General features: G+C 73.3%; 17 protein-coding genes and 1 riboswitch. Of the genes, 8 read left to right on the top strand and 9 right to left on the bottom strand.

The window, feature by feature from the left end:
• Positions 1-195: 195 nt before the first annotated feature.
• Positions 196-1,500 (top strand): YncE family protein, encoded by a 1,305-nt coding sequence (locus tag ACSHWO_RS08000; protein ID WP_438310767.1) that lies wholly within the window; start codon positions 196-198, stop codon positions 1,498-1,500.
• Positions 1,501-1,522: 22 nt separating this feature from the next.
• Here ACSHWO_RS08000 and ACSHWO_RS07995 read toward each other — a convergent pair whose 3' ends face one another.
• From ACSHWO_RS07995 to ACSHWO_RS07980, 4 genes are all read right to left on the bottom strand, one after another.
• The gene (locus tag ACSHWO_RS07995; protein ID WP_438310764.1) at positions 1,523-3,796 is read right to left on the bottom strand and encodes a terpene synthase family protein; all 2,274 of its coding nucleotides are present in this window, start codon (positions 3,794-3,796) and stop codon (positions 1,523-1,525) included.
• 72 nt (positions 3,797-3,868) lie between these two features.
• Complete coding sequence (locus tag ACSHWO_RS07990) at positions 3,869-5,095, bottom strand: MAB_1171c family putative transporter (protein ID WP_438310761.1); 1,227 nt, start codon at positions 5,093-5,095, stop codon at positions 3,869-3,871.
• Positions 5,095-5,637 carry a hypothetical protein gene (locus ACSHWO_RS07985; RefSeq protein ID WP_438310759.1) on the bottom strand — a complete coding sequence of 181 codons (543 nt, stop codon included), beginning with the start codon at positions 5,635-5,637 and terminating at the stop codon, positions 5,095-5,097. The genes ACSHWO_RS07990 and ACSHWO_RS07985 overlap by 1 nt, the downstream gene beginning before the upstream one ends.
• 149 nt (positions 5,638-5,786) lie before the next feature.
• A complete protein-coding gene (locus ACSHWO_RS07980; protein ID WP_438310757.1) occupies positions 5,787-6,323 on the bottom strand; it encodes a hypothetical protein in 537 nt (178 codons plus the stop codon).
• 369 nt (positions 6,324-6,692) lie between these two features.
• On the opposite strand from ACSHWO_RS07980, the gene ACSHWO_RS07975 reads away from it, so the two are divergent.
• From ACSHWO_RS07975 to ACSHWO_RS07965, 3 genes are all read left to right on the top strand, one after another.
• Entirely contained in the window at positions 6,693-7,583 is an 891-nt protein-coding gene (locus tag ACSHWO_RS07975) for a hypothetical protein (protein WP_438310755.1), read from the top strand.
• 86 nt (positions 7,584-7,669) lie between these two features.
• Positions 7,670-9,145: a hypothetical protein gene (locus tag ACSHWO_RS07970; protein WP_438310752.1), complete on the top strand. Its 1,476-nt coding sequence runs from the start codon at positions 7,670-7,672 to the stop codon at positions 9,143-9,145.
• A gap of 133 nt (positions 9,146-9,278) precedes the next feature.
• Positions 9,279-10,721: a hypothetical protein gene (locus ACSHWO_RS07965; protein WP_438310750.1), complete on the top strand. Its 1,443-nt coding sequence runs from the start codon at positions 9,279-9,281 to the stop codon at positions 10,719-10,721.
• A gap of 112 nt (positions 10,722-10,833) precedes the next feature.
• Here ACSHWO_RS07965 and cobN read toward each other — a convergent pair whose 3' ends face one another.
• Entirely contained in the window at positions 10,834-14,484 is a 3,651-nt protein-coding gene (gene cobN / locus ACSHWO_RS07960) for a cobaltochelatase subunit CobN (protein WP_438310748.1), read from the bottom strand.
• A 53-nt stretch (positions 14,485-14,537) separates the two neighbouring features.
• Positions 14,538-14,641, bottom strand: a riboswitch (cobalamin riboswitch).
• Between the two features lie 608 nt (positions 14,642-15,249).
• Here cobN and ACSHWO_RS07955 point away from each other — a divergent pair.
• From ACSHWO_RS07955 to ACSHWO_RS07945, 3 genes are read left to right on the top strand one after another with little or no spacing between them, the layout of a single operon-like run.
• Entirely contained in the window at positions 15,250-16,767 is a 1,518-nt protein-coding gene (locus ACSHWO_RS07955) for a cobalamin biosynthesis protein CobG (protein WP_438310746.1), read from the top strand.
• The gene (locus tag ACSHWO_RS07950; RefSeq protein ID WP_438310744.1) at positions 16,764-17,411 is read left to right on the top strand and encodes a precorrin-8X methylmutase; all 648 of its coding nucleotides are present in this window, start codon (positions 16,764-16,766) and stop codon (positions 17,409-17,411) included. The genes ACSHWO_RS07955 and ACSHWO_RS07950 overlap by 4 nt, the downstream gene beginning before the upstream one ends.
• Positions 17,408-18,940, top strand: a complete 1,533-nt coding sequence (locus tag ACSHWO_RS07945; protein ID WP_385849246.1) for a precorrin-2 C(20)-methyltransferase — start codon at positions 17,408-17,410, stop codon at positions 18,938-18,940. Before ACSHWO_RS07950 ends, ACSHWO_RS07945 begins: the two co-directional genes overlap by 4 nt.
• Before the next feature lie 546 nt (positions 18,941-19,486).
• Here ACSHWO_RS07945 and ACSHWO_RS07940 read toward each other — a convergent pair.
• Genes ACSHWO_RS07940 through cbiE form a run of 3 tightly spaced genes read right to left on the bottom strand, consistent with a single transcriptional unit; the run spans position 19,487 to position 22,281 of the window.
• Complete coding sequence (locus ACSHWO_RS07940; protein WP_438310741.1) at positions 19,487-20,278, bottom strand: cobalt-precorrin-6A reductase; 792 nt, start codon at positions 20,276-20,278, stop codon at positions 19,487-19,489.
• Positions 20,268-21,017 carry a precorrin-4 C(11)-methyltransferase gene (cobM, locus tag ACSHWO_RS07935; RefSeq protein WP_385849248.1) on the bottom strand — a complete coding sequence of 250 codons (750 nt, stop codon included), beginning with the start codon at positions 21,015-21,017 and terminating at the stop codon, positions 20,268-20,270. The genes ACSHWO_RS07940 and cobM overlap by 11 nt, the downstream gene beginning before the upstream one ends.
• A gap of 37 nt (positions 21,018-21,054) precedes the next feature.
• Positions 21,055-22,281 (bottom strand): precorrin-6y C5,15-methyltransferase (decarboxylating) subunit CbiE, encoded by a 1,227-nt coding sequence (gene cbiE / locus ACSHWO_RS07930; protein WP_438318999.1) that lies wholly within the window; start codon positions 22,279-22,281, stop codon positions 21,055-21,057.
• 198 nt (positions 22,282-22,479) lie between these two features.
• Between cbiE and ACSHWO_RS07925 the strand changes: the two genes are divergently transcribed.
• Positions 22,480-23,487 carry an oxidoreductase gene (locus ACSHWO_RS07925; protein WP_438310739.1) on the top strand — a complete coding sequence of 336 codons (1,008 nt, stop codon included), beginning with the start codon at positions 22,480-22,482 and terminating at the stop codon, positions 23,485-23,487.
• A gap of 16 nt (positions 23,488-23,503) precedes the next feature.
• Here the strand turns inward: ACSHWO_RS07925 and ACSHWO_RS07920 are convergent, their stop codons facing one another.
• Positions 23,504-24,163 (bottom strand): DUF1326 domain-containing protein, encoded by a 660-nt coding sequence (locus ACSHWO_RS07920; RefSeq protein ID WP_385849250.1) that lies wholly within the window; start codon positions 24,161-24,163, stop codon positions 23,504-23,506.
• Positions 24,164-24,166: the final 3 nt, after the last annotated feature.

The raw sequence follows: 24,166 nt of genomic DNA, 5'->3' as shown, positions 1-24,166 counted from the left end.
AGCGGGGACGGCCACCGGGTCGGTGGCCCGCAGGCATGAGGATGTGAGCCCATGAGTGCATGAGGCCAGAGGCCAGAGGCCGATGACGCCACGAGGGCATGAGGAAAAGGGCGCAGCCAGGGGGGTTGCGCCCTTTCGCTGCACCCTCTATTTTACCCGCCGGTAACAGCGCCTGCCCGCAACGGAGTTGAGCGAATGTCCCGGACCGACCGGCCCGCCCGCACGCCCGTGCACCGCACCCTCCTCGCCGTGGGCGCGCTGGCCGCGGCCGCCCTCGCGGCCGGCACCGCGACGCCGGCGGCCTCGGCGTCCGCGCCCGACGCAGCGCCGCCCCCGGCCTCCGCCGTCTCCGCGGGGCTGCGCGAGGTGCTGTTCGTGGGGAACAACTGGGAGGGCACCGCCGACGTCCTCGCCTCCACCGGCAACCTGGAGCACGTCGGCCGCATCAACGTCGTCCCCGACAAGGAGGAACGCCTCCGGGAGATCTACCTCAACCCGATCAGACTGGGCTTCTTCCTCGGGATCCGGCACACCGCCGGCGAGGGCCACGACCAGTTCGTCGACGACATGTACACCACCCCGGACGGCTCCGCCGTGGTCGTCTCCCGCCCCAGCTTCGCCGACGTCGTCTCCCTCGACCTGCGCACCGGCCGGGTCAACTGGCGCTTCCCGGTGGCCGGGTACCGCTCCGACCACATGGCCGTCTCGCCCGACGGCACCCGCGTCGCCGTCTCCGCGTCCACCGCGAACACCGTGCACGTCCTCGACATCGCGACCGGCCGCCAGGTCGGCTCCTTCACCACCGGCGACAAGCCGCACGAGAACACCTTCACCCGCGACGGCCGCTTCCTGTGGAACAGCTCCATCGGCGACGTGACCTCCGCCCTGGACGCCCCCTGGTTGGACTGGACGAAGGGCGACCGCAAGATCACGGTGGCCGATGCGCAGACCTTCCGCACGGTCCGCACCATCGACATGCGGGAGCGGCTGGACGCCGCCGGTCGCAAGGACCTCTCCGACGCCGTGCGGCCCGTGTCGATGAGCCCCGACGAGTCCACGCTCTACTTCCAGGTGTCGTTCTTCAACGGGTTCGTCGAGTACGACGTCGCCGCCGACCGGGTCACCCGCGTCAAGACCCTCCCGCAGAACCCCGCCACCAGCAGCGACCGCACCACCTGGGTCAACGACTCCCGCCACCACGGCATGTCGATGAGCCCCGACGGCGCGAAGCTGTGCATCGCCGGCACCATGGACGACTACGCCACCGTCGTGGACCGGGCCACCCTCGCCGAGGGCCCGCTGGTCCCCGCCGACAAGCCGTACTGGGCCACCGTCGACGGCGACGGCACCGGCTGCGTGATCTCCGAGAGTGGCTCCGACCGGGTCACCGCCATCGACTTCGCCACCGGCGCGAAGCGGGTGTCCGTCCCCGTCGGCGACCACCCGCAGCGCGTACGGATCGGTCACGTCCCGGCCGGCTGGACGGGCCCCGCGAGGTGACCGTCCAGCCGGTGGCGGCGGGTCAGGCGGGCCGCCGCCCCACGGCGGCCGCCGACACCCCGAACGCCGGCAGACCGAACGAGGCGTGCCCCGGGGCCGGGGCCGGGGCCCGGGCCGGGGCCGGGGCCGCCGGCACCCCGGCCGGGGCGCGGCGCAGGTCCTCCTCCCCGAAACGGCTGGTGCTGCGGTGCCAGTGGAGGTTGGACGCCATCCAGTCCTCCAGCCCCCGTACGTACGCGTCCAGCCAGGCGCGCGCCGTCCGGTCGAGGCCGTGGTCCTCGTACAGCACCGGGAGCTGGTGGTCGCGGATGTGCTCGAACTCGCGGATGCGCTGGACGAGCAGGTCGGAGACGATCCGGAACGCCTGCGGGTAGTCGATGTCGAAGAAGTTCTGGGTGACGAGGACGTGGTTGTGCAGGCCGCCTTCGAACTCGACGTCCCGCTGGTACGAGAAGAGGTCGTTGACGAGGCACCCGACGTCGGCGGCGGCGCTCTCCAGCGAGCGCACCGCCCCGTCCCGCCGGACCGCGGGCGGCACCCCGCCGTCCCCGCGCCCGGCCCTGGCCAGGAACATCGTCAGCTGACTGCCGAAGGTGAGGCGGCGCATCTCCGCGTAGTCGACCGGGTCGGGGATCCGGTTCACGGCGGTGTTGCCGATCTCCCACACCCAGCTGTCCAGCGTCCCGGCGACGTGGCCGCGGAACTCCTCCAGGTCCGCCCCGCCCATCAGGGCGGCCGTCCGGGCCCACAGGTCCTTCAGGGCCCGCTCCATCACGGTGGCCGGCTCCACCCCGGCGCCGTCCCCCTCCGGGCCGAGCGGCATCAGGGCGATCAGCCGGTCCGTCGCCGCCCTCGCCGCTGCGGGCGACTTCGCCCGGCCGAAGACCCTGGGGTAGTAGTCGTCCGCGTACGTGCCCCAGGCCAGCCACATGGCGCTCAGGCACAGTGCGCCGGCCGTGGCACGGGGGTCCATGCCCGCGGAGCACAGGGCGAGGTCCATGCCCACCAGCTCGTCCTCGGTCCACAGGTCCGAGCCGGGGTCGCCGGGCTGCGACCCCAGCAGGCCCGTGTCCCGGCACCAGTCGACCAGTTCGCGGCGGGCCAGGTCGAGGTGCGGGCTGAGGGACAGCGGGAACGGCATGCCGAGGTCGGGCAGCAGCGACGGCCCCACCTTCCGGTACGGCACGTGCGTGAAACTGCGCCGCCGCAGCCCCTCCGAGCGCGGGGTGAGGACGGAACGCCAGTCGAGGGCGGCGGTGCCCGGACCGCCGGGCACGAACGGCAGGGCGACCGGCCCGGCCCCCCGCGCCCCCTCGTTCATGTACCGGCTGGAGACCATGTGCCACTCGTGGCCACCGGACTGCCAGTCCTGCAGGCCCTTCGCGTACGCCAGCACGGCGGCCGCCTCGTCCGGGCCCAGGCCGTGCTGTACGGCGAGGGCGGGCACCTCGGCGAGCGCCGTGTACTCGAACTGCTGGAGCCGGGAGGTCAGCAGGTCGTTCGACAGGTCGGCGGCCTCCTGGGTGGAACAGCCCAGGAAGCTCTCCAACACCAGGACGGCGTTGGAGAGTTCACCCTCCTGCTCCACCTCGCGCTGATAGGAGAACAGGTCGTTGCGGATGTGCACCGCGTCGGCGAACGCGTCGCGCAGCACCTGGAGCGGGCGGGCGTGCGCGACCCGGGCCGGCACCTCGGCGGCCACGTACTCGACCAGACCAGCCGACCAGGGCGCGCCGCCGACCTTGCGGCGCATCTCCACGTACTCCAGCGGGTTGGCCACCCGGCCCATGTTGATGTTGTGGAGCTCCCACATGGACTCGTCCAGGAGGTTCCGCGTGGACTCGGAGAACCGTTCCCTCCAGTCCGTCGACATCACGGGCACGGTCCGCGTCCACAGGTCCTTCAAGCCCGCCTCGACCGGGTTCGTCGGCTCGGGGAACCCCTCCGCGAGGTCCATCGGCATGAACGCGGCCAGCCCGTCGAGGTACGCCCGGGCGCCCTCCCGGTCCTGGGTGCGCTTGTACACCTCCAGGAAGTGGTCGTCGAAGAAGAACACCCACACGTACCAGTCGGTGACCAGGTTCAGCGCGTCACTGCCGCAGTCGGGGTGGGTGTAGGAGCACAGCAGCGCGTAGTCGTGCGCGTCGAGGTCCTCCTGGGTCCAGACGCCCGACCCCTCCAGCATCCCGAAGCCGCGGGCCCACTGCGTGGTGTGGGCTCTCGCCGCCTCCAGGTGCGGGTTCAGTCGGGCCGGGTAGGGGACGTAGAACTCCGGCAGTCGGAACGGCTGCGTCACGGCGGGTCAGGCCTTTCGGTCCGAGGGCACGGGCGGCCCGGACAGCGGCCCCCGCACGAGATCAGCACGGGCCTACCCGCGGCCCCACCGGGACAAGGGGGAGTTCACCGCTTCAGGTGACGCGGCCGCCGATGCCATGACGCCCCCGCCCCGCGGAGGGTAAGCGGACGCCACTCGCAGCAGCCGGGCCGTCTCCTCGCGGGGTGTCCGCCCGCCGCTGGTGCGTGCGAGCGCGGCGGGCAGCGGGGGCACGGGGCGGCCGTCGGCCCGGGCGCGCACGGCGGAGTGCAGCCACCGCGCCTCGGCGCGGGCCGGGTCCTCGTCAGTGTCGTGGCCGGTGTACCCGTCCGTGGCGTCGCCGGGGGCGATGGCGTCGCGGAGGGCCAGTGCGGCGTCGCGGACCGCGAAGGCCCGGTGGGCCACGTCGAGGCTGCGGTCGCCGAGCGTGAACAGGTCCCGTACGCGGCCGACCTGGGTGCCGAGCACGACGTCCGGGACGGCGGTGGTGAGGTCGGACCAGAGCGGGTGGAGCCGCCACAGTGTGTACTGGTCCCGCAGGTAGCGGTAGAGGGCGTCGGCGGGCGGGAGGGACACGCCGAGGACGAGCAGGACCAGGGCGACCGCGGGCAGCACCTCCGAGGTGGTGTCGAGGAGCGGGACGGGGCGGCCGTCGGCGTCCAACGCGACCGCGTCGCCGTGGGTGCAGACGAAGTAGACGCGGTACAGCGTGTAGGCGAAGCCGACCGCGGAGGAGGTGGCCAGGCACCGCACTCCGAGGCGCAGCGGGCCGCGGCGCACGCTGTTGCGGTTACCCCAGAACATCCAGGCGGCCCGGGCGGTGGAGGCGCCGAGGAACAGGTAGAAGATGCCGAGGTAGAGCTTGACCCCGGGCTTGCCGTAGTGGGCGTCGATCCCGAAGGCGCCGCTGCGGTCGTGCGGGAGGAAGAAGACGAAGAGCACGGTGAGGGCCGTGCCGGCCAGTGCGGCGATCAGGTAGCGCAGCCGGGTGTCCGCGAGCCGGGCGCCGGGTTTGGCGTGGACGGCGTACATGTAGTCGAGGATGAAGCAGATCGCCGCCATCGACAGGAGGTGCTTGAGGAGCAGGGTGACGTCCTCGACGCCCGTGCTCGCCTCGAGGAAGCGGTCGATCGCGGGCGGGCGCAAGCTCAGCGACAGGGCGATCGCGGTGAGGGTGGCCCACAGGGAGCGCGAAGCGGTGGTGCGCAACGCAGAGGGCGCCCGCCAGATCGCGACCGCCCAGAGCAGGGCGGGCATCAGGACGGTGAGCACGGGACGCATCAGCGCTTCCTCCAGCGTCGCAGTGGTCGTACGGGGTGCAGCAGGCTTTCGGCGAGACGGTGGGCGACGCCGGCCCCGGGGTCCTTGCCGGCGGTCTCCGCGTCGGCCTCCACGAGGTCCGCGAGGAGCAGGGCGATCATCTCGGCTTCCTGTTCCTCGACGGTGCGGTAGCTGGTGCGGCCCGAGGCCATCGCCTGGCCGACGAGTTCGGGGGTGAGGTCGGGCAGCAGGGCGGTGAGGCGGGACAGGTCGAAGACGCCGGTGTGGCCGCAGATGACGTGCCCGAGCTCGTGGAGCTTGATGAGGTCCTGATGGGCGGGGCTGGTGTGCTGCTCGTAGAAGACGACGTCGAGGCTGGGCAGGGCGATCCACAACCCGCAGGGGGCGTCGGGACCCAGCTCGGGCAGGGGTTCCATGACGATGGGGCGCCCGCGGTGGGCTTCGAGGGAGGCCCGGAACTCGTCGATGGTGAAGGGGGTGGGCAGCGTCAGCTCGGCGAGGATCCGCTCACAGCGTTTGCGCAGGCCACGGGGGAGCGGCATGGCGGGAAAACGTTTCCTTGGGTCGTCGGGTCCCGCCCTGCGGCGGTCACGGAGGGAGTCCGGCCGCTGCCGGGAAGTCCAGGGCCACGTCGAGGGCCTGCGGCGCGGCGACCGGTCGCGGATGCGGCAGCGGCGCGGGCGCCGGAACGTCAACCGTGCGGCGGCTTCGGCCGGTCGGTTCCACCCTGCGCGTCCTTCTCTAGCTGCTGGAGCTTGTCCGCGAGGGCGGCGAGCACGTGCAGACTGGAGTCGGACAGGCCGGACGCGCGCTGCACCAGGCTGATGACCTCCGAGTTGCCGAGCGCCTGCTTCAACCCGCCGATCTTCTCCAGCCGGTCGAGCTGCTCGTCGACGGCGGCCGCCTTGGCCTCGTCCACGAAGTAGGCGGCGCCGACGCGGATGCCGAAGCCGCGGCCCAGCCAGTCGAGGGTGTCGACCGTCGGATTGGGCAGCTGGCCCTTCTGGTTCACACCGTGGTGGAGGTTGCGGATGGTGTCCTTCGAGATGACGTCGCGACCGGCCAGGGTGTTGATGCGCTCGGCCAGCTCGCGGTAGGTGGGGGCGCGGCCCGTTCGGGCGCTCTCGCGGGCGATCAGCCCGTCCAACCGGTCGGCAATGCGCCGGGCCCGCTCCGTGGCGGCGTTCGGTCCATCCGGCAGGTCTCGGCCGGATGCGGCTGCGTTCACCTCTGTGCCTCCGATCGCGATTTCCCTACGGTACCGCCGCAGGATCTTCAGTCGATTTTGATCGATTTCTGAGCAGGAAGCGGAGTCCCTCGAGGGTCTTTCTGTCAGGTGCCCGACTCCGCCGTGCAGTACCGCGGGCGCGCATTGGCTGTACCCGAGTATGCGTTACAGCCTTCCTGAAGTGGAAGTTGTCACACCATCGAACAAGGGTTCCGGAGACGGCGGTCCGGTTGGGCCGGCGGGTGGCCTCGCCTACAGTGACGGCTGTCTGGCGATTTAAATCGCCACCGCGGCGTGTGGGGGCATGAGTCTGCACGCACCGCGGTGTCAGCCATGCCTTCCTCGCAGCCTCACACCGGGAGCACAGCCATGCCCATACGACCCCGAAAGCCCGCGGCCGCCGCCGCATCGGTGAGCCTGGCGCTCTGTGTCGCGGTCCTGGCCACCGGTTGCGGGGGCGGGGGAGGTGGTGGCGGCGAGCGCGCCGCGGAGACACGGGGTGCGGCCGGTGCCGCCGGCGCGGCCTCGTCCACCCCGGCGCCCGGCGCGGCGTCCGCCTCCGCCCCGACCGGGTCGACGTCCGGTTCGCCGGCGGCAGCCCCCTCATCGAACCCCGGTACCAGCGGCGCGACTTCGGCACCAGCCCCCCAGGCGGGGGGCGGGGGCCGAACGGCCCCTGCGGGCGGCGAGGGGACGGCCCGGACGGCGGCGGTCACGCCCGAGTCCGTCGAGAGGATCCCTGGCCAGAAGTCCTTCGGATGGAAGCCGGACGGCCCCCTGAGCAGCCAGGAGATCAAGGGCCGGAAGATCACGCTCAACGAGTGCGCCGCCATCGCCGGGGCCACCCTCTGGCAGCAGCAGGGCTATCTCAGCCCGGCCAAGAACCCGGCCGGACAACAGCTGTTCGCGTTCCCCGACACCACGGCGGCCCAGGCCGCCTACCGCAGCCTCGTCGCGGACATGGACCGCTGCCAGGACTCCTCCCGCAAGGCCCAGGCCACCGGCGGCGTCTCCCAGGACGCCACGGTCGCCGCCACCGCCACCGCCCAGGACTCCGCCGCCTGGTCGCGGCGCTGGACGGGCGCCGGCGGCCTGTCCGCCCCCGAGCGGCAGACGAACCACCTCTACGCGGTCCAGCGCGGCGAGCTGATCGCGCTGTTCCAGTTCGACGAGCTGGCCGATCGCCCCGGCCCTGCCTACGACATCGCGAGCGACGGCCAGGTACTCGCCTCCCTCGCCGAACTGGCCGTCCAGCGCTGACGCGACGCCACGCGACGCGCACGCCGCACAGGACCGCAAGAACCGCAGCCCCGAACACCCTCCGACACCCTTCACCAGGAGCAACTTTGTCCCTCAACCGGAACACCATCGCGCGAGCGGCAGCCGCCGTCACCGCAGCCTGCGTGGCCTCCCTCGTGCTCGCCGGCGCACCCGCCCACGCCGACAGCATCCAGGCGAACTCCGCATCCGTCACCTCGACCGGATCGCTGGGCCAGAACGCCGCCCCCGACGGCCAGGTGACCCGCAGCCAGGTCCTCGCCCGGGCCCAGGCCTGGGTGGACCAGCGCGTCCCGTACAGCTCGAACGGACTGAACGCCCCGTACAGCTGGTGGGCGGACTCCAAGACGGGCGGTCGCTACCGCCAGGACTGCTCGGGCTTCGTCTCCATGGCCTGGCAGCTGGGCGCCAGCCCCAACACGTACGGACTCCCTGCGTACTCGACCGAGATCGACAAGTGGGACCTGCAGCCCGGCGACATCCTCAACAGCTCCGAGCACGTCGTCATCTTCGCGGGCTGGCGCGACAAGTCCGCGGGCACCTTCAACTACTACCAGGAGAGCGGCCGGAGCCGCCCGACCAACTACAACACCGACGGCGACCTGTACGCCTCCAAGCTGTCCACCCATTACATGAGCAGCTACCACGCCCTGCGCTACAAGAAGATCGTCGACGGTGCCGGCGCCTTGTTGGCGGCGTCCGTTTCGGGTGATGTGGCGCGGGTGGGGTTGGTGGGTTCGGATGGTGCGTTGTACAGCACGGAGGCGAATTACGGGGTGGGGCAGTGGACGCCGCGTGGGTGGGCGCGTCAGGACGGTGCGGGTTTGTCGAACCTGGCGAGCGTCACGGTGGGTGGTGTGCAGCATGTGTACGGGATCGGTGGTGACGGCAAGGTCTTCATGAAGGATCAGAATCTGGATTCTGGTCAGTGGAGTCCTTGGTACGAGGTTCCGGGTGGTGCGGGGGGTGCGCGGGGTCTGACGGTCGCGGCCGTGGGTAACGGGGCGTGGTTGGGCATCATCGGTTCGGACGGTGCGCTGTACACGACGACGGTGGATTATGCGGGTGGTGGTTGGGCGGGTGTCTGGACGCGTCAGGACGGGGCTGGTCTGACGTCGCTGGCGAGTACGGTCGTGGACAACGTCCTGCACCTTTATGGCATCGGTGGTGACGGGAAGGTCTTCATCAAGGACCGGAACCTGGAGTCCGGTGCGTGGAGTCCGTGGGTGGAGGTCCTCGGTGGTGCGTCCGGTGCGAGGGGCATCACTGCGGCTGTCACCGGGCGTGCGGCGCGGGTGAACATCATCGGTTCGGACGGCACGTTGTACACCACGACCGCTGATTATGCGGCGGGTCAGTGGACGGGGAGTTGGGTGCAGGTCGATCGCAGCCCGGTGCGTTCCGTGGCGAGCGTCGCGATCGGCAATGTGGTGCACGTGTACGGCGTGGGCATGGACGGCCGGATCTACACGATCGACGCCGACTACAACATCGGTCGCTGGCTCGGCACCTGGGCCGAAGTTCCCGGCGGCGCCGTCGCCTGACAGCTGCCGCCCCGTGGCGTCCGGCCCGCCCGCTCCGCGGGCCTGACGCCCTCCCGGTACGGCCGCCGCCCCGTTGGCAGCGGCCGGTCCAGCCCGGCACCACACCGAACTTCCGATGAGGACGACACCCTTGATGAAGACGTACGTTCGCCATGCCCTCTCCGCCGCCACCGTCTCCGCCTGCCTGCTGGCGCCCGCGGGCCTTTGGTCCGGCACGGCCCACGCGGCCCTGCCCAACCGCTCGTGCGGGACGATCACCTCGGCGGACACGGCCACCGCGAACCGGCTCAGCCCGCTGCTGACCGGCAAGCTCAGCAACCACCTGACCCCGTACCGGCTCTCCTGCGCCAAGGCCATCGTGAACGAGGTCGAGCACCGGGGCCTTTCCAAGCGGGCCGCCGTGATCGCCGTCACCACGGCCATCACCGAGTCAGCCCTGGAGAACAACCCGAACAAGCTCGACCACACCAGCGTGGGCCTCTTCCAACAGCAGGACTGGTGGGGCAGCTTCGAGCAGCGCCTCGACCCGGCCTACTCCACGGACGCGTTCCTCAACGCGATGCTCAAGGCCTACCCGGGCAACTCCTGGGAGAGCGCCCAGATAGGCGCCGTCTGCCAGAAGGTCCAGGTGTCGGCCTTCCCGAACGCCTACCAGCCGAACGCCGTCGACGCCCAGCGCATCACCGACGCCCTCTACGGCACGACTGAGACCGGCGCCTTGTTGGCGGCGTCCGTTTCGGGTGATGTGGCGCGGGTGGGGTTGGTGGGTTCGGATGGTGCGTTGTACAGCACGGAGGCGAATTACGGGGTGGGGCAGTGGACGCCGCGTGGGTGGGCGCGTCAGGACGGTGCGGGTTTGTCGAACCTGGCGAGCGTCACGGTGGGTGGTGTGCAGCATGTGTACGGGATCGGTGGTGACGGCAAGGTCTTCATGAAGGATCAGAATCTGGATTCTGGTCAGTGGAGTCCTTGGTACGAGGTTCCGGGTGGTGCGGGGGGTGCGCGGGGTCTGACGGTCGCGGCCGTGGGTAACGGGGCGTGGTTGGGCATCATCGGTTCGGACGGTGCGCTGTACACGACGACGGTGGATTATGCGGGTGGTGGTTGGGCGGGTGTCTGGACGCGTCAGGACGGGGCTGGTCTGACGTCGCTGGCGAGTACGGTCGTGGACAACGTCCTGCACCTTTATGGCATCGGTGGTGACGGGAAGGTCTTCATCAAGGACCGGAACCTGGAGTCCGGTGCGTGGAGTCCGTGGGTGGAGGTCCTCGGTGGTGCGTCCGGTGCGAGGGGCATCACTGCGGCTGTCACCGGGCGTGCGGCGCGGGTGAACATCATCGGTTCGGACGGCACGTTGTACACCACGACCGCTGATTATGCGGCGGGTCAGTGGACGGGGAGTTGGGTGCAGGTCGATCGCAGCCCGGTGCGTTCCGTGGCGAGCGTCGCGATCGGCAATGTGGTGCACGTGTACGGCGTGGGCATGGACGGCCGGATCTACACGATCGACGCCGACTACAACATCGGTCGCTGGCTCGGCACCTGGGCCGAAGTTCCCGGCGGCGCCGTCGCCTGATCCGGTCGGGCGGTCCGGTCGGCCAGCAGACCCTGCCGGACGCACGGCCGCCCGGCCCACCACGGGGGTGGGCCGGGCGGCCGTGTTCGGGGCGGAGAGGGAGTGCGGGCGGTTATTCCGCGTCCGCCTCCAGGTTGCCCTCCGTGTCCAGGTACACCTGGCGCAGGGCCTCCAGGACCTGCGGGTCCGGCTTCTCCCACATGCCGCGGGACTCCGCCTCCAGGAGGCGTTCCGCGATGCCATGCAGGGCCCAGGGGTTGGCCTCCTCCAGGAAGGCGCGGTTGGTCGGGTCCAGCACGTAGGTCTCGGTGAGCTTGTCGTACATCCAGTCCGCGACCACGCCCGTCGTCGCGTCGTAGCCGAACAGGTAGTCCACCGTCGCCGCCAGCTCGAAGGCGCCCTTGTAGCCGTGGCGGCGCATCGCCTCGATCCACTTCGGGTTGACCACGCGGGCGCGGAAGACCCGGCTCGTCTCCTCCACCAGGGTGCGGGTGCGCACCGTCTCCGGGCGGGTCGAGTCGCCGATGTACGCCTCCGGCGCCGTGCCGCGCAGCGCGCGGACCGTAGCCACCATGCCGCCGTGGTACTGGAAGTAGTCGTCCGAGTCGGCGATGTCGTGCTCGCGGGTGTCCGTGTTCTTCGCGGCCACCGTGATCCGCTTGTACGCCGACTCCATCTCCTCGCGCGCCGGCCGGCCCTCCAGGCCGCGGCCGTACGCGTAGCCGCCCCACACCGTGTAGACCTCCGCGAGGTCGGCGTCCGTACGCCAGTCGCGGGAGTCGATCAGCTGGAGGATGCCGGCGCCGTACGTGCCCGGGCGCGAGCCGAAGATCCGGGTGGTCGCGCGCCGCTCGTCGCCGTGGACGGCGAGGTCCGCCTGGGCGTGGGCCCGGACGAAGTTCCGGTCCGCGGGCTCGTCCAGCCCCGCCGCCAGCCGCACCGCATCGTCCAGGAGGCCGATGACGTGCGGGAAGGCGTCCCGGAAGAAACCCGAGATGCGCAGGGTGACGTCGATCCGGGGGCGGCCCAGCTCGTCGAGCGGGATCGGCTCCAGGCCGGTGACGCGGCGCGAGGCCTCGTCCCAGACAGGGCGGATGCCGAGCAGGGCGAGGGCCTCGGCCACGTCGTCGCCCGCCGTGCGCATCGCGCTCGTACCCCACAGCGAGAGGCCGACGGAGGCCGGCCACTCGCCGTTGTCCGTGCGGTAGCGGGTGAGGAGCGACTCGGCGAGGGCCTGGCCCGTCTCCCACGCGAGGCGGGACGGGACGGCCTTCGGGTCCACCGAGTAGAAGTTCCGGCCCGTCGGCAGGACGTTGACCAGGCCGCGCAGCGGGGAGCCCGAGGGGCCCGCCGGGATGAAGCGGCCGTCGAGGGCCGCCACCACGTGCGCGATCTCGTCCGTCGTGCCGGCCAGCCGCGGCACCACCTCGCGGGCCGCGAAGTCCAGTACGGCCGCCACGTCCGCCGAACGGCCCGCCGCGACCTCGGCCACCGCGGCCGGGTCCCAGCCCGCGTCCTCCATCGCCTGCACCAGCGCCCGCGCGGTGTCCTCCGCCTCGTCGGCGGACGTACGGGTCGCCGCGGACTCGTCCAGGCCGAGCGCCTCACGCAGGCCGGGCAGAGCCGTCGTACCGCCCCAGATCTGGCGGGCCCGCAGGATCGCCAGGACCAGGTTGACGCGGGCCTCGCCGACCGGGGCACCGCCCAGCACGTGCAGGCCGTCCCGGATCTGGGCGTCCTTCACCTCGCACAACCAGCCGTCGACGTGCAGCAGGAAGTCGTCGAAGCCGTCGTCGTCCGGGCGCTCCTCCAGACCCAGGTCGTGGTCGAGCTTCGCCGCCTGGATCAGCGTCCAGATCTGCGCGCGGATCGCCGGCAGCTTCGCCGGGTCCATCGAGCTGATCTGCGCGTACTCGTCCAGGTGCTGCTCCAGGCGCGCGATGTCGCCGTACGACTCCGCGCGCGCCATCGGCGGCACCAGGTGGTCGACCAGGGTGGCGTGCACGCGGCGCTTGGCCTGCGTGCCCTCGCCCGGGTCGTTGACCAGGAAGGGGTAGACGAGGGGGAGGTCGCCCAGCGCGGCGTCGGGCGCGCACGCCGCCGACAGGCCGGCGTTCTTGCCCGGCAGCCACTCCAGGTTGCCGTGCTTGCCCAGGTGGATCATCGCGTCGGCGCCGAAACCGCCGTCCTCGGCGCTGGCCTGGATCCACCGGTACGCGGCCAGGTAGTGGTGCGACGGCGGCAGGTCCGGGTCGTGGTAGATCGCGATCGGGTTCTCGCCGAACCCGCGCGGCGGCTGGATCAGGATCAGCAGGTTCCCGCGGCGCAGCGCCGCGAGGACGATGTCGCCGTCAGGGTTCTGCGAGCGGTCCACGAACATCTCGCCCGGCGCCGGACCCCAGTGCTCCTCGACCTGCTCGCGCAGCTCCGCCGGCAGCTGCGCGAACCAGCGCCGGTAGTCGGCGGCCGGAATGCGGACCGGGTTGCGGGCGAGCTGCTCCTCGGTCAGCCAGTCCTGGTCGTGGCCGCCGGCCTCGATCAGGGCCCGGATCATCTCGTCGCCGTCACCGGAGACCAGACCGGGGATCTCCTCGGCCGGCCCGAAGTCGTAGCCGGCGTCGAGGAGGGCGCGCAGCAGCACCATCGCACTGGCCGGGGTGTCGAGGCCGACCGCGTTGCCGATCCGCGAGTGCTTCGTCGGGTAGGCGGAGAGGACCAGCGCGATCCTCTTCTCGGCGCGGGCGATGTGCCGCAGCCGCGCGTGGCGCACGGCGATCCCCGCGACCCGGGCGGCCCGCTCGGGGTCCGCCACGTACGCGGGCAGTCCGTCCTCGTCGAACTCCTTGAAGGAGAACGGGACGGTGATCAGACGGCCGTCGAACTCGGGCACGGCGACCTGCGTCGCGGCGTCGAGCGGCGACAGGCCCTCGTCGTTCTCCTCCCACGCACTGCGCGAACCCGTCAGGCACAGCGCCTGGAGGACCGGCACGCCCAGGCCGGCGAGCGCGCCCGCGTCCCAGGACTCGTCGTCGCCACCGGCGGAGGCGGTCGCCGGGCGGGTGCCGCCGGCCGCGAGCACGGTGGTGATCACCGCGTCGGCCCCCTCCAAGGTGGCCAGCAGATCCGGTTCCGGGGTGCGCAGGGAGGACACGTACAGCGGCATCGGGGAGCCGCCCGCCGCCTCGATCGCGTCGCACAGGGCGTGTACGAAGCCCGTGTTGCCGCTCATCTGGTGGGCGCGGTAGTAGAGCACCGCGATGCGGGGGACGGGGGTGGGGTCGGGGGTGGCCGCGGGCGCGGGCGTGCCGGGGGCCGACGGCTTCGGGCGCTCCAGGGCGCCCCAGGTGGGCGCGGCGGCCGGAGGCTCGAAGCCGTGGCCGGTGAGCAGGACGGTGTCGGACAGGAAGCGGGCCAGCTGCTCCAGGTTGGCGGGGCCGCCGTGCGCGAGGTAGGCGTGCGCCTCGGCCGCGATGCCGATCGGCACCGTCGACGCCTCCATCAGCTGCGCGTCCGGGGCCTGTTCGCCGGTCAGGACGACGACGGGACGGGTCTGCTCGGGCGCCAGCAGCAGGTCCAGGCCGTCCTGCCAGGCGCGCAGGCCACCGAGCAGGCGTACGACGACCAGGTCCGCGCCGTCGAGGAGGCCGGAGAGGTCGTCGAGGGGAAGGCGGGAGGGGTTCGCGAACCGGTACGGCACAGGGCCGTCCGCGGCCGCTCGGGCGCTGAGCAGATCGGTGTCGGACGTCGACAGCAGCAGGATCATGCGGCGGCAGGCCTTCCTCGGGGTTTCCGCGCCCCGGGCAGTGAGGACGGCGGGAGTTCCTGACTCACCCGGGTCGGCGGCTGCTCTGCCGGGTTCACAGTGGCGGGACCGCGCCGGAATCGCACCGGGCTTCCTCCCATGTCGCCGTCCTCGGCGATGAGCGGGCCGAATGGCACGCCGAAGGTCATCTTAGGTGTCCTCTCCCCGGGCCGGGAGTGGGGGTCGCCGGGCACCCACCGCCCGCGGCGACCGGGGCCGCGGAGCCGGGACACCGCTGGTGGGAAGGGGTGCGGACGGGCCCGCGGGTGACCTTCGTTGGGGGGCGGGGGTGGGCGTGCGGGGTGGGCGCGCGGGGGTGTGGTGGGGGTGTCCGGGGGTGCGATGGGGTGCGATGGGTGCGCGATGGGGTGCTATGGGGTGCGCCGGGTGTGCCAGGTGCGGTGGGAGCGCACTTCTGCCGTGCGACGGCTGCCCGCCCCGCCCCGCCCTGGGCCGCCCCGCCCCGCCCTGGGCCGCCCCGCCACGGCCCGCCCCGCCCCGGGCCGCCCCGCCCTGGGCCGCCCCGGGCCCCCACGCCCGCCTCGCCGGAGTTCCCGCGCCACGACCGCCGCGCCAGGTCCCACGCCGAGCCCCCGCGACCTCGCTCCCACCACAGGCCCGTTCGGCCTCCGCCCTGCGGAACCCGTGCCGGTTGCCGGTGGCCGCAGGTCGGAGGTGGTGACGGCCACAGGTCGGGGGCCGGGATTCGTGGGTATGCTCGCCGCCATGCCCACACCCCCCTCCGCCCCCGCCGCACGGGACGAACCCGTCATACGGGAGCGCGGTGACGCCTGCCCCGGCGCACTGCGCCTCCACGCGGCCGACGACGGATACCTGGCCCGGGTGCGGATCCCCGGCGGGATGCTCGGCGAGGACGCGGCGCTGCTGCTCGCCGACGCCGCCGACCGGCTCGGCGACGGGCACATCGACCTCACCTCGCGCGGCAACGCCCAGCTCCGCGGCCTCGGTGCGAGCTGCGGTGGCGAACTGGCCGGGGTGCTGGAACGCGCCGGGCTGCTGCCCGCGCCCACCCACGAGCGGGTCCGCAACATCGTCGCCTCACCCCTGACGGGCCTGGACCTGCCGGCGCTGCCGGACGTGGCCCCGTGGGTGGCCGAGCTGGACCGACTGCTGTGCGCCGACCCGACCGCGGCCGCCCTGTCCGGCCGCTTCCTGTTCGCCCTCGACGACGGCCGCGGCGACGTGGCGTCGCTGGACGCGGACGTCACCGTCATCGCCCGCGACGCCGAACACGCCCACGTGTTCGTCGCCGCCACGCCGACCGCCGGTGCGCAGATCGCCGACCTGGCCGCCGAGGGCGTGGTGGCCGCCGCCGGTTCGGTGTCGGGCGGTTCGGTTTCCGGCGGTCCGTTGTCCGGCGGCGGTGTGGCGGGCGGCCCCGGGGGCAGCATCGGATCCGGAACGGCCAGCTGCTTCACGGGCGTTGTGACGCCGGCGGTGCTCGTGGCCGCGGCCGATGCGCCGCGCGCCGCGATGGCCGCCGCCCGGTACTTCCTCGACGCGGCCCGCGCGGCTGGCACCCGTGCCTGGCGGGCCGTCGAACTGCCCGCCGAACACGCCCTGGGCGCGCCCGGGTTGGCTGCTCGGTTGGTGGCCGCCGGTGTTCCGGCCACCGTTGTGCCCGTGCCCGTGCCCGTGTCTCTGCCTGTTGCCGGCGTTGCTCCCGCGGACGGGCCCGGGCCCGAGCCCGGGGTCGTCGTCGGGCCGGCCGGGGCCGCCGCGCTCAGCGTGCTCGCGCCGCTCGGCCGGCTGACCACCGCTCAGTGGCGGCTGCTGGCCCGGCTGACCGGCCGGATGCGGCTCACGCCCTGGCGGGGGATCGTCGTCCCCGGTCTGGCGGCCGACCGGGCCCCCGAGGCGCTGGCGGCCCTCGCCGACGCCGGGCTCGTCACCGCCCCCGACCACCCCTGGCGTTCCGTCACCGCCTGCACCGGGCGGCCCGGTTGCGCCAAGTCCCTGGCCGACGTCCGCGCCGACGCCCGGGCCGTCGCGGCCCGCGCGACCGGACCGCTGCCCGTGCACTGGTCCGGCTGCGAACGCCGCTGCGGCCACCCCCGCGGCACCGCGTGGGTCGACCTCGTCGCCACCCCCGACGGCTACGCCCTCTCCGCCCCCGGCGGCAGCCCCCCGCACCACGGCGGCCTCAAGACTTCCGACCAGCTGGCCGCGGCCCTCGCGTCCGCACGCCGCACCACCTCCCACGACGACGCAGCGAAGAAATGAGCGAGTACACAGTGTTCGAGTACGAGAAGGACGGCGCGGAGATCTACCGCCAGTCCTTTGCCACGATCCGCGCCGAGGCGGACCTCTCCGGGCTGCCCGCCTCCGTCGCGCAGGTCGCGGTACGCATGATTCACGCCTGCGGAATGACCGACCTGCCCCGGGACCTCGGCTACACCCCGGACGTCGTCCTGCGCGCCCGCGCCGCCCTGCACGCCGGGGCGCCCATCCTCTGCGACGTGCAGATGGTCGCCAGCGGTGTCACCCGCAAGCGCCTGCCCGCCGACAACGAGGTGATCTGCACCCTCTCCGACCCGGCCGTCCCCGCCCTCGCCCAGCGCATGGGCACCACCCGCAGCGCCGCCGCCCTCGAAGTATGGCGCGACCGCGGCCTGTTGGAGGGCTCCGTGATCGCCGTCGGCAACGCGCCGACCGCCCTCTTCCGACTGCTCGAAATGATCGAGGAGGGCGCGCCGCGCCCCGCCGCCGTCATCGGCGTGCCCGTCGGCTTCATCGGCGCCGCCGAGTCCAAGGACGCCCTGGCAGCCCACCCCTCGAGCCTCGACCACCTCGTCGTCCGCGGCCGCCGCGGCGGCAGCGCCATCGCGGCCGCCGCCCTCAACGCGATCGCGAGCGAGGAAGAATGAGCACCAGCAGCACGAGTGCCGGTACCGGCACCGGTACCAGCAGCGCGAAGGGCCGTCTGTACGGGGTGGGGCTCGGGCCCGGCGACCCGTCCCTCATGACCCTGCGCGCCGTCGAGGTGATCGGCGAGGCCGACGTCGTCGCGTACCACAGCGCCCGCCACGGCCGCTCCATCGCACGCTCCATCGCCGCCCGCCACCTGCGCGCCGACCACATCGAGGAGCCGCTGGTCTACCCGGTCACCACCGAGACCACCGACCACCCCGGCGGCTACCAGGGCGCGATGGAGGAGTTCTACGAGGCCTCCGCCGCCCGCCTCGCCGCCCACCTGGACGCCGGCCGGACCGTCGCCGTCCTCGCCGAGGGCGACCCGCTGTTCTACGGCTCGTACATGCACATGCACAAGCGGCTCGCCGACCGGTACGAGGCCGAGGTCATCCCCGGCGTCACCTCGGTCAGCGCCGCCGCCGCCCGCCTCGGCACCCCCCTCGTGGAGGGCGAGGAGGTGCTCACCATCCTCCCCGGCACCCTGCCCGAGGAGGAGCTCACCGCGCGCCTCGCCGCCACCGACTCCGCGGTCGTCATGAAGCTCGGCCGCACCTTCCCGGCCGTGCGCCGCGCCATGGAGGGCAGCGGCCGTCTCGCCGAGGCCCGCTACGTCGAGCGCGCCACCATGGAGGGGGAGCGGACCGGCGTCCTCGCGGACACCGACCCCGACACGGTTCCCTACTTCGCCGTCGCCGTCGTCCCCAGCCGGGTCGGCAACCCCGGCAGCGTGCCGTCCGGGCCCGGCGAGGTCGCCGTCGTCGGCACCGGGCCGGCCGGGCCGCTGTGGCTCACCCCCGAGACGCGCCGGGCCCTGTCCGACGCCGAGGTCCTCATCGGCTACACCACCTACCTGGACCGCGTCCCCGCCCGGCCGGGACAGATCCGGCACGGCTCCGACAACAAGGTCGAGTCGGAGCGCGCCGAGTTCGCGCTCGACCTGGCCCGCCGCGGCAAGCGGGTCGCCGTGGTCTCCGGCGGCGACCCGGGCGTCTTCGCCATGGCCACCGCCGTCCTGGAGGTCGCCGCGCAGCCCGAGTACGAGGACGTCCCCGTACGGGTCCTGCCGGGCGTGACCGCCGCCAACGCGGCGGCCGCCGCGGCCGGGGCCCCGCTCGGCCACGACTACGCCACCGTCTCCCTGTCCGACCGGCTCAAGCCGTGGGACGTGATCGAGGAGCGGCTGCGCGCTGCCGCCGCCGCCGACCTGGTCCTCGCCCTGTACAACCCGGGCTCGCGCAGCCGGACCTGGCAGGTCGCCAAGGCGCGCGAGCTGCTGCTGGAGCTGCGCTCCGCGCAGACACCGGTGGTCGTCGCGCGGGACGTGGGCGGGCCGGAGCAGTCCGTGCGCATCGTGACGCTGGGGACGTTGGAGCCGTCCGAGGTCGACATGCGCACGATCTTGCTGATCGGTTCCTCGCAGACGCAGGTCACGCAGCGCCCGGACGGGTCGTCCGTGACGTGGACACCGCGTCGTTACTCCTGAGGGAGCGGGCGGCGGGTCCGGGTGTTGCCCGGGCCCGCGCTGTCCGGGCTTTGCCTGGGGCCTGTTGTCCGGGTCTTGCCCGGGCCCGTGTGGTCCGGGCTTTGCCTGGGGCCGTGTTGTCCGGGTCTCGCCTGGGTCCTGTTGTCCGGGCTTGCCTGGGTCCACGGCGTCCTGGCCTGTCCCACTCGGGCGGGGTCGGTGGGGGTCCGGGGGTTTCCCGGCCGCCTATTGTCCTTCCGGGGCGGGCCGGTCCCTCAAGGGCGCTCCTCCTTCGTCGTCGCGTCGCTGCGCGATGGCCTTCGGCCACCCTTGACCGACCGACCCGCCCCGGAATGCCAAAGAGCTGCCGGGAAGCCCCCGAAGGACGGGCCGGGAGGTTCGGGTCAGGGGCGCGGCGTCGTAGATGCGGCGGCCTGTGTTCCCGTGCCCGTTTCCTGGGTCTCCGGATCCGATCGGCTGGCCGCCCGTGTGTGGTGAGCCGCGGTCGGCGCGTCGGATCGCTACGTGCTGCTCATTGGTCGGCGGCTGGCGGGGGTTGGTGCTTCGTCATGGCGTGGTCGTGCAGCGCGTGGAGTGCTCGTGCAGCCAGGCGGCCGCGGCCGTCGCGGTGCCGGCCTCCGGGACGCCCTCGGGGATCGGGGGGCGGCGGACGACGAGGACCGGGATGCCGGCCTCGCGGGCCGCGGTCAGTTTGGGAGCGGTGGCCGAGCCGCCGCTGTCCTTGGTGACCAGGAGGTCGATCCGGTGCCGGGACAGGAGTTCTCGTTCGTCGTCCAGGGTGAACGGGCCGCGGGACAGGAGGACTTCGAGGCGGGGCGGTACCGGGCCCGCCGGCGGGTCCACCGAGCGGACCAGGAACCATGGTTCGGCCAGGTGCGCGAAGGTGTGCAGGCCCGTCCGGCCCGTGGTGAGGAAGACCCGGCCGGCGCCGAGCCCGGGGAGGAGGGCCGCCGCCTCGTCGAGGTGCGCTGCGAAGGTCCAGTCGTCGCCGGGAGCCGGGGTCCAGCCGGGGCGGCGCAGCGCCAGCAGGGGGACCTCGGAAAGGGCCGCCGCGCGGGCCGCGTTGAAGCTCATCCTTTCGGCGAATGGGTGGGTGGCGTCCACCAGGTGGGTGACCCGGTGGGCGGAGATCCAGGCCGCGAGGCCCTCCGGGCCCCCGAAACCGCCGATGCGGATCCCGCCGGGTGGGAGGACGGGCGCGGAGACCCGACCCGCCAGCGAGGTGGTCACCCGGAACGGGCCCGGAGGCGGGGCGGGTTCGGCTGTCAGGGCCTCGGCCAGGCGGCGGGCCTCCGTGGTGCCGCCCAGGATGAGGACGTGCGGCCCCTCAGCAGACATGCCGGTCGCGTTCCGGGGAGTACAGGTGGCTGTCGCGGAACTGCTCGGCGCCGAGCGTGCGGCCCACGACGATGACCGCCGTGCGGACCAGGCCCGCCTCCTTCACCTGGCCGGCGATGTCGGCCAGCGTGCCCCGCAGGATCAGCTCGTCGGGGCGGCTCGCCATCGCTACCACCGCCACCGGGCAGTCGGCCCCGTAGTGCGGCAGCAGTTCGTCGACGACCCGGTCCACGTAGCGGGTGGCCAGGTGCAGCACCAGCAGCGCGCCGCTGCGGCCCAGGGTGGCCAGGTCCTCGCCGGGCGGCATCGGGGTGGCCTGCTGGGCGATCCGGGTCAGGATCACGGTCTGGCCGACGGCGGGGACGGTCAGCTCCCGCTTGAGTGAGGCCGCGGCCGCGGCGAACGCGGGCACGCCGGGCACCACCTCGTACGGGATGCCCGCCGCTTCGAGCCGCCGCATCTGCTCGGCGACCGCGCTGAAGATCGAAGGGTCGCCCGAGTGGAGCCGCGCCACGTCCTGGCCCGCCTCGTGGGCCCGTACGTACTCGGCGACGATCTCGTCGAGGTTCAGCTGCGAGGTGTCGACCAGGCGGGCGCCGGGAGGGCACTCCGCCAGCAGCTCGCGCGGGACGAGGCTGCCCGCGTACAGGCAGACCGGGGCGGCGGCCAGCGTCCGGGCACCGCGCACCGTGATCAGGTCGGCGGCGCCGGGGCCCGCACCGATGAAGTACACGGTCATGTTTGATCCTTGTCGTTTGCGTGGGTGGGCTGCGTCGTCAGCGGGTTTCGCGAGGCTTGGTGACGGACCACTGGGTGACCGGCATCGCCTGCCGCCAGCCCGTGAAGCCGCCGACCGGCACCGCGTGCGCGACGGCCAGTTTCACCAGGTCGCCGCCGTGCCGCCGGTACCGCTCGGTCAGGACCGCTTCCGATTCGAGGGTGACCGTGTTGACCACCAGTCGGCCGCCGGGCGCCAGGGCCGCCCAGGCCGCGTCCAGCAGGCCGGGCGCGGTCAGCCCGCCGCCGATGAACACCGCGTCGGGGGCCGGGAGTCCGGCCAGCGCCGCCGGTGCGGCACCCGTGACCACCTTCAGGCCAGGCACGCCGAGCGCGGCCGCGTTGCGGGTGATGCGGGCCGCCCGATCCGGGACGCGCTCCACCGCCACCGCCCGGCAGGAAGGGTGCGTCCGCATCCACTCGATGCCGATGGAGCCCGAACCGCCGCCGATGTCCCACAGCAGCTCGCCGGGGGCCGGAGCCAGGGCGCACAGGGTCGCGGCCCGGACGTGCCGCTTGGTCAACTGGCCGTCGTGCTCGTACGCGGTGTCCGGCAGCCCCGGCGTCGCGCCGAGCCGCGGGCGGTCCGACGCCGGGTCCCGGCGGCAGTCGACGGCCACCACGTTCAGCGGGTCGCCGGGCGGGTGGTCCCACGTGTCCGCCCGGCCCTCGTACGCGTCTTCGCGCTCGGAGCCGAGCTGCTCCAGCACCCGCATCCGGCTCGGGCCGAAGCCCTGCTCACAAAGGAGAGCGGCGATCTCGTTCGGGGTCGCTGCTCCCGCACTGAGCACCAGCACCCGCCGCCCCTCGTAGAGGGCCGCCGCGAGCCGCGCCACCGGGCGGCCGACCACCGTCACCACCTCGGTCTCCTCCACCGGCCAGCCCAGCCGGGCGCAGGCGTACGACACCGACGACGGGTGCGGGTGGACCAGTAGCCCCCCGGGCCCCAGCTCCTGCGACAGGGCGCGCCCGATCCCGTAGAACATCGGGTCGCCGCTCGCCAGCACGGCGATCCGGCGCCCGGCGTGCTCCGCCATCAGCTTCGGCACCGCCGGCCGCAGCGGACTCGGCCAGGCCACCCGCTCGCCCCGGCAGTCCGCGGCGGGCAGCAGGTCCAGCTGCCGGGGCCCGCCGATCAGCACCTCCGCCGAGACCAGGGCGGAACGCGCGGCGGCGGTGAGCCCGGCCCAGCCGTCGGCGCCGAGGCCGACGACCGACACGGGCATGGGGGACGGCGGTGCGGGGCTCACTGCGCGGTACCTCGGGGCGTAGGGGACGGGCGGACCGCCGGCGGAGTCGGACCCGCCGGTCAGGGGACGGACCCGCAGCCTACTGGCCGGCATGCCCGGCCCCGGGTCCACCCCCGGGCAGCGGCCGGTCTACCCTCGGTAACTCACCGCCGTGAGGAGAGCGAGGGAGCTGACATGCCCGGCTTGAGCGCCTGGAGCGCCCGGAACATCCCCGACCAGAGCGGCCGCACCGCCGTCGTCACCGGCGCCAACAGCGGGATCGGATACGTGGCCGCCCGCGAGCTCGCACGGGCGGGGGCGGAGGTCGTCCTCGCCTGCCGCAGCGCGGCGCGCGGCCACGCCGCCGCGATCCGGCTGCGCTCCGAAGTCCCCGGCGCCGAGGTGGAGTTCGCCCCACTGGACCTGGCCGACCTGGACTCCGTACGGGAGTTCGCGGACGGCTACGCGCGCCGCCGCCCCGCCCTGGACCTGCTGGTGAACAACGCGGGCGTGATGGCCCTGCCGTTCGGGCGGACCGCGGACGGGTTCGAGACCCAGTTCGGCGTCAACCACCTCGGCCACTTCGCCCTGACCGGCCTGCTCCTGCCGCGGCTGCTCGACGCGGCGCCCGGCGCCCGGATCGTCAACGTCTCCAGCGGCTTCCACGTGCTCGGCGACATCGACCACGACGACCTGGGCAGCGAGCGCGACTACCGGCGCTGGACCGCGTACGGCCGCTCCAAGACCGCCAACCTGCTCTTCACGCACGAACTGGCCCGGCGGCTGGCGGCCGCGGGCTCCACCATCGTCGCGGCGAGCGCCCACCCCGGCTACGCCGCCACCAACCTCCACACGGGCGCCACACGGCTCGGGAGCGGGAGCGGGAGCGGGAGCGGGAGCGGGAGTGGGGAAGGCGCACGGCTCATGGCCCGGCCGACGGCCCAGCTGATGGCCCGCCTGATGGAACTCGGCAATGCCGTCATCGCCCAGCCCGCGGCAGCAGGCGCCCTCCCGACGCTGTACGCGGCCACCGCGCCCGGAGTCCGGCCCGACGAGTTCATCGGGCCGCGGCTCGGCTGGCGCGGGGCGCCTGCCCGCTCCTGGCGGGCGAAGTGGACCCTGGACGACGACTCGGGCCGGCGCTTGTGGGCCGCCTCGCAGGAGCTCACGTCGGTGACGTACGCCGCTCTCGCCGGCGGCTGAGCTCCTGCTGTCGCCGTCACACCTCGTCGGGTCCGGCCCAGTCGAACGGGATGTACTTGCTGGACTGCCCGGGCCGACTCCACTCGAAGCCGAAGGCGCCGGCCCGGTTGGCCGTCGCCCGGCCCCAGGTCACGACCTGCCCCGGCCCGGTCTCACAGCCCGGCATGTTCGTCGACTGGACCCGCGCCCCCTCGGGGGTGGTGGGCCCGGTGAGTGCTTCGCCGCGGGCCTCGACCAGGCCGGGGACGGACGCCCACCAGGAACTGAGGTCCGCGGAGACCTCCATCTCGACGGGGGCGAAGTCCATGCCCCGCATCTCCGCGCCGAGCGTCTCCCCGAGCCGGGCGGGCCATCCGCCGGCCTGACCACTGAAGATCATCTGGAGTGCCTCGCGCTGGGCGTCGTCGGCGCTCTCGTCGAAGAAGACCGCCGCGAAGGCGTCGGAGTGCTCGGCCCACAGATTGCCGACGAAGGAGCCGAGCATCAGCACGTTGAGCCCGTCCAGGGGCACGTCACCGTACCGCCCCTCACGGATGTGCCAGGCCAGGACGCCGTCGCAGGCGCCGTACGTGGGCGGCTGCGCGAACGTGCAAGGACAGGGCACCTGGCAGCGGCACGTGTCGAACCAGTCACCCACCGCGTGCCACTTCGGGACCGTCACCGTTTCCGCGGACATCTC

Source organism: Streptomyces pallidus (ex Mingjun et al. 2026) (assembly GCF_051550185.1).
GTDB lineage: Bacteria > Actinomycetota > Actinomycetes > Streptomycetales > Streptomycetaceae > Streptomyces.
The sequence above is the reverse complement of the archived record's forward strand: the minus strand, read 5'-3'. Positions and strand labels throughout refer to the sequence as shown.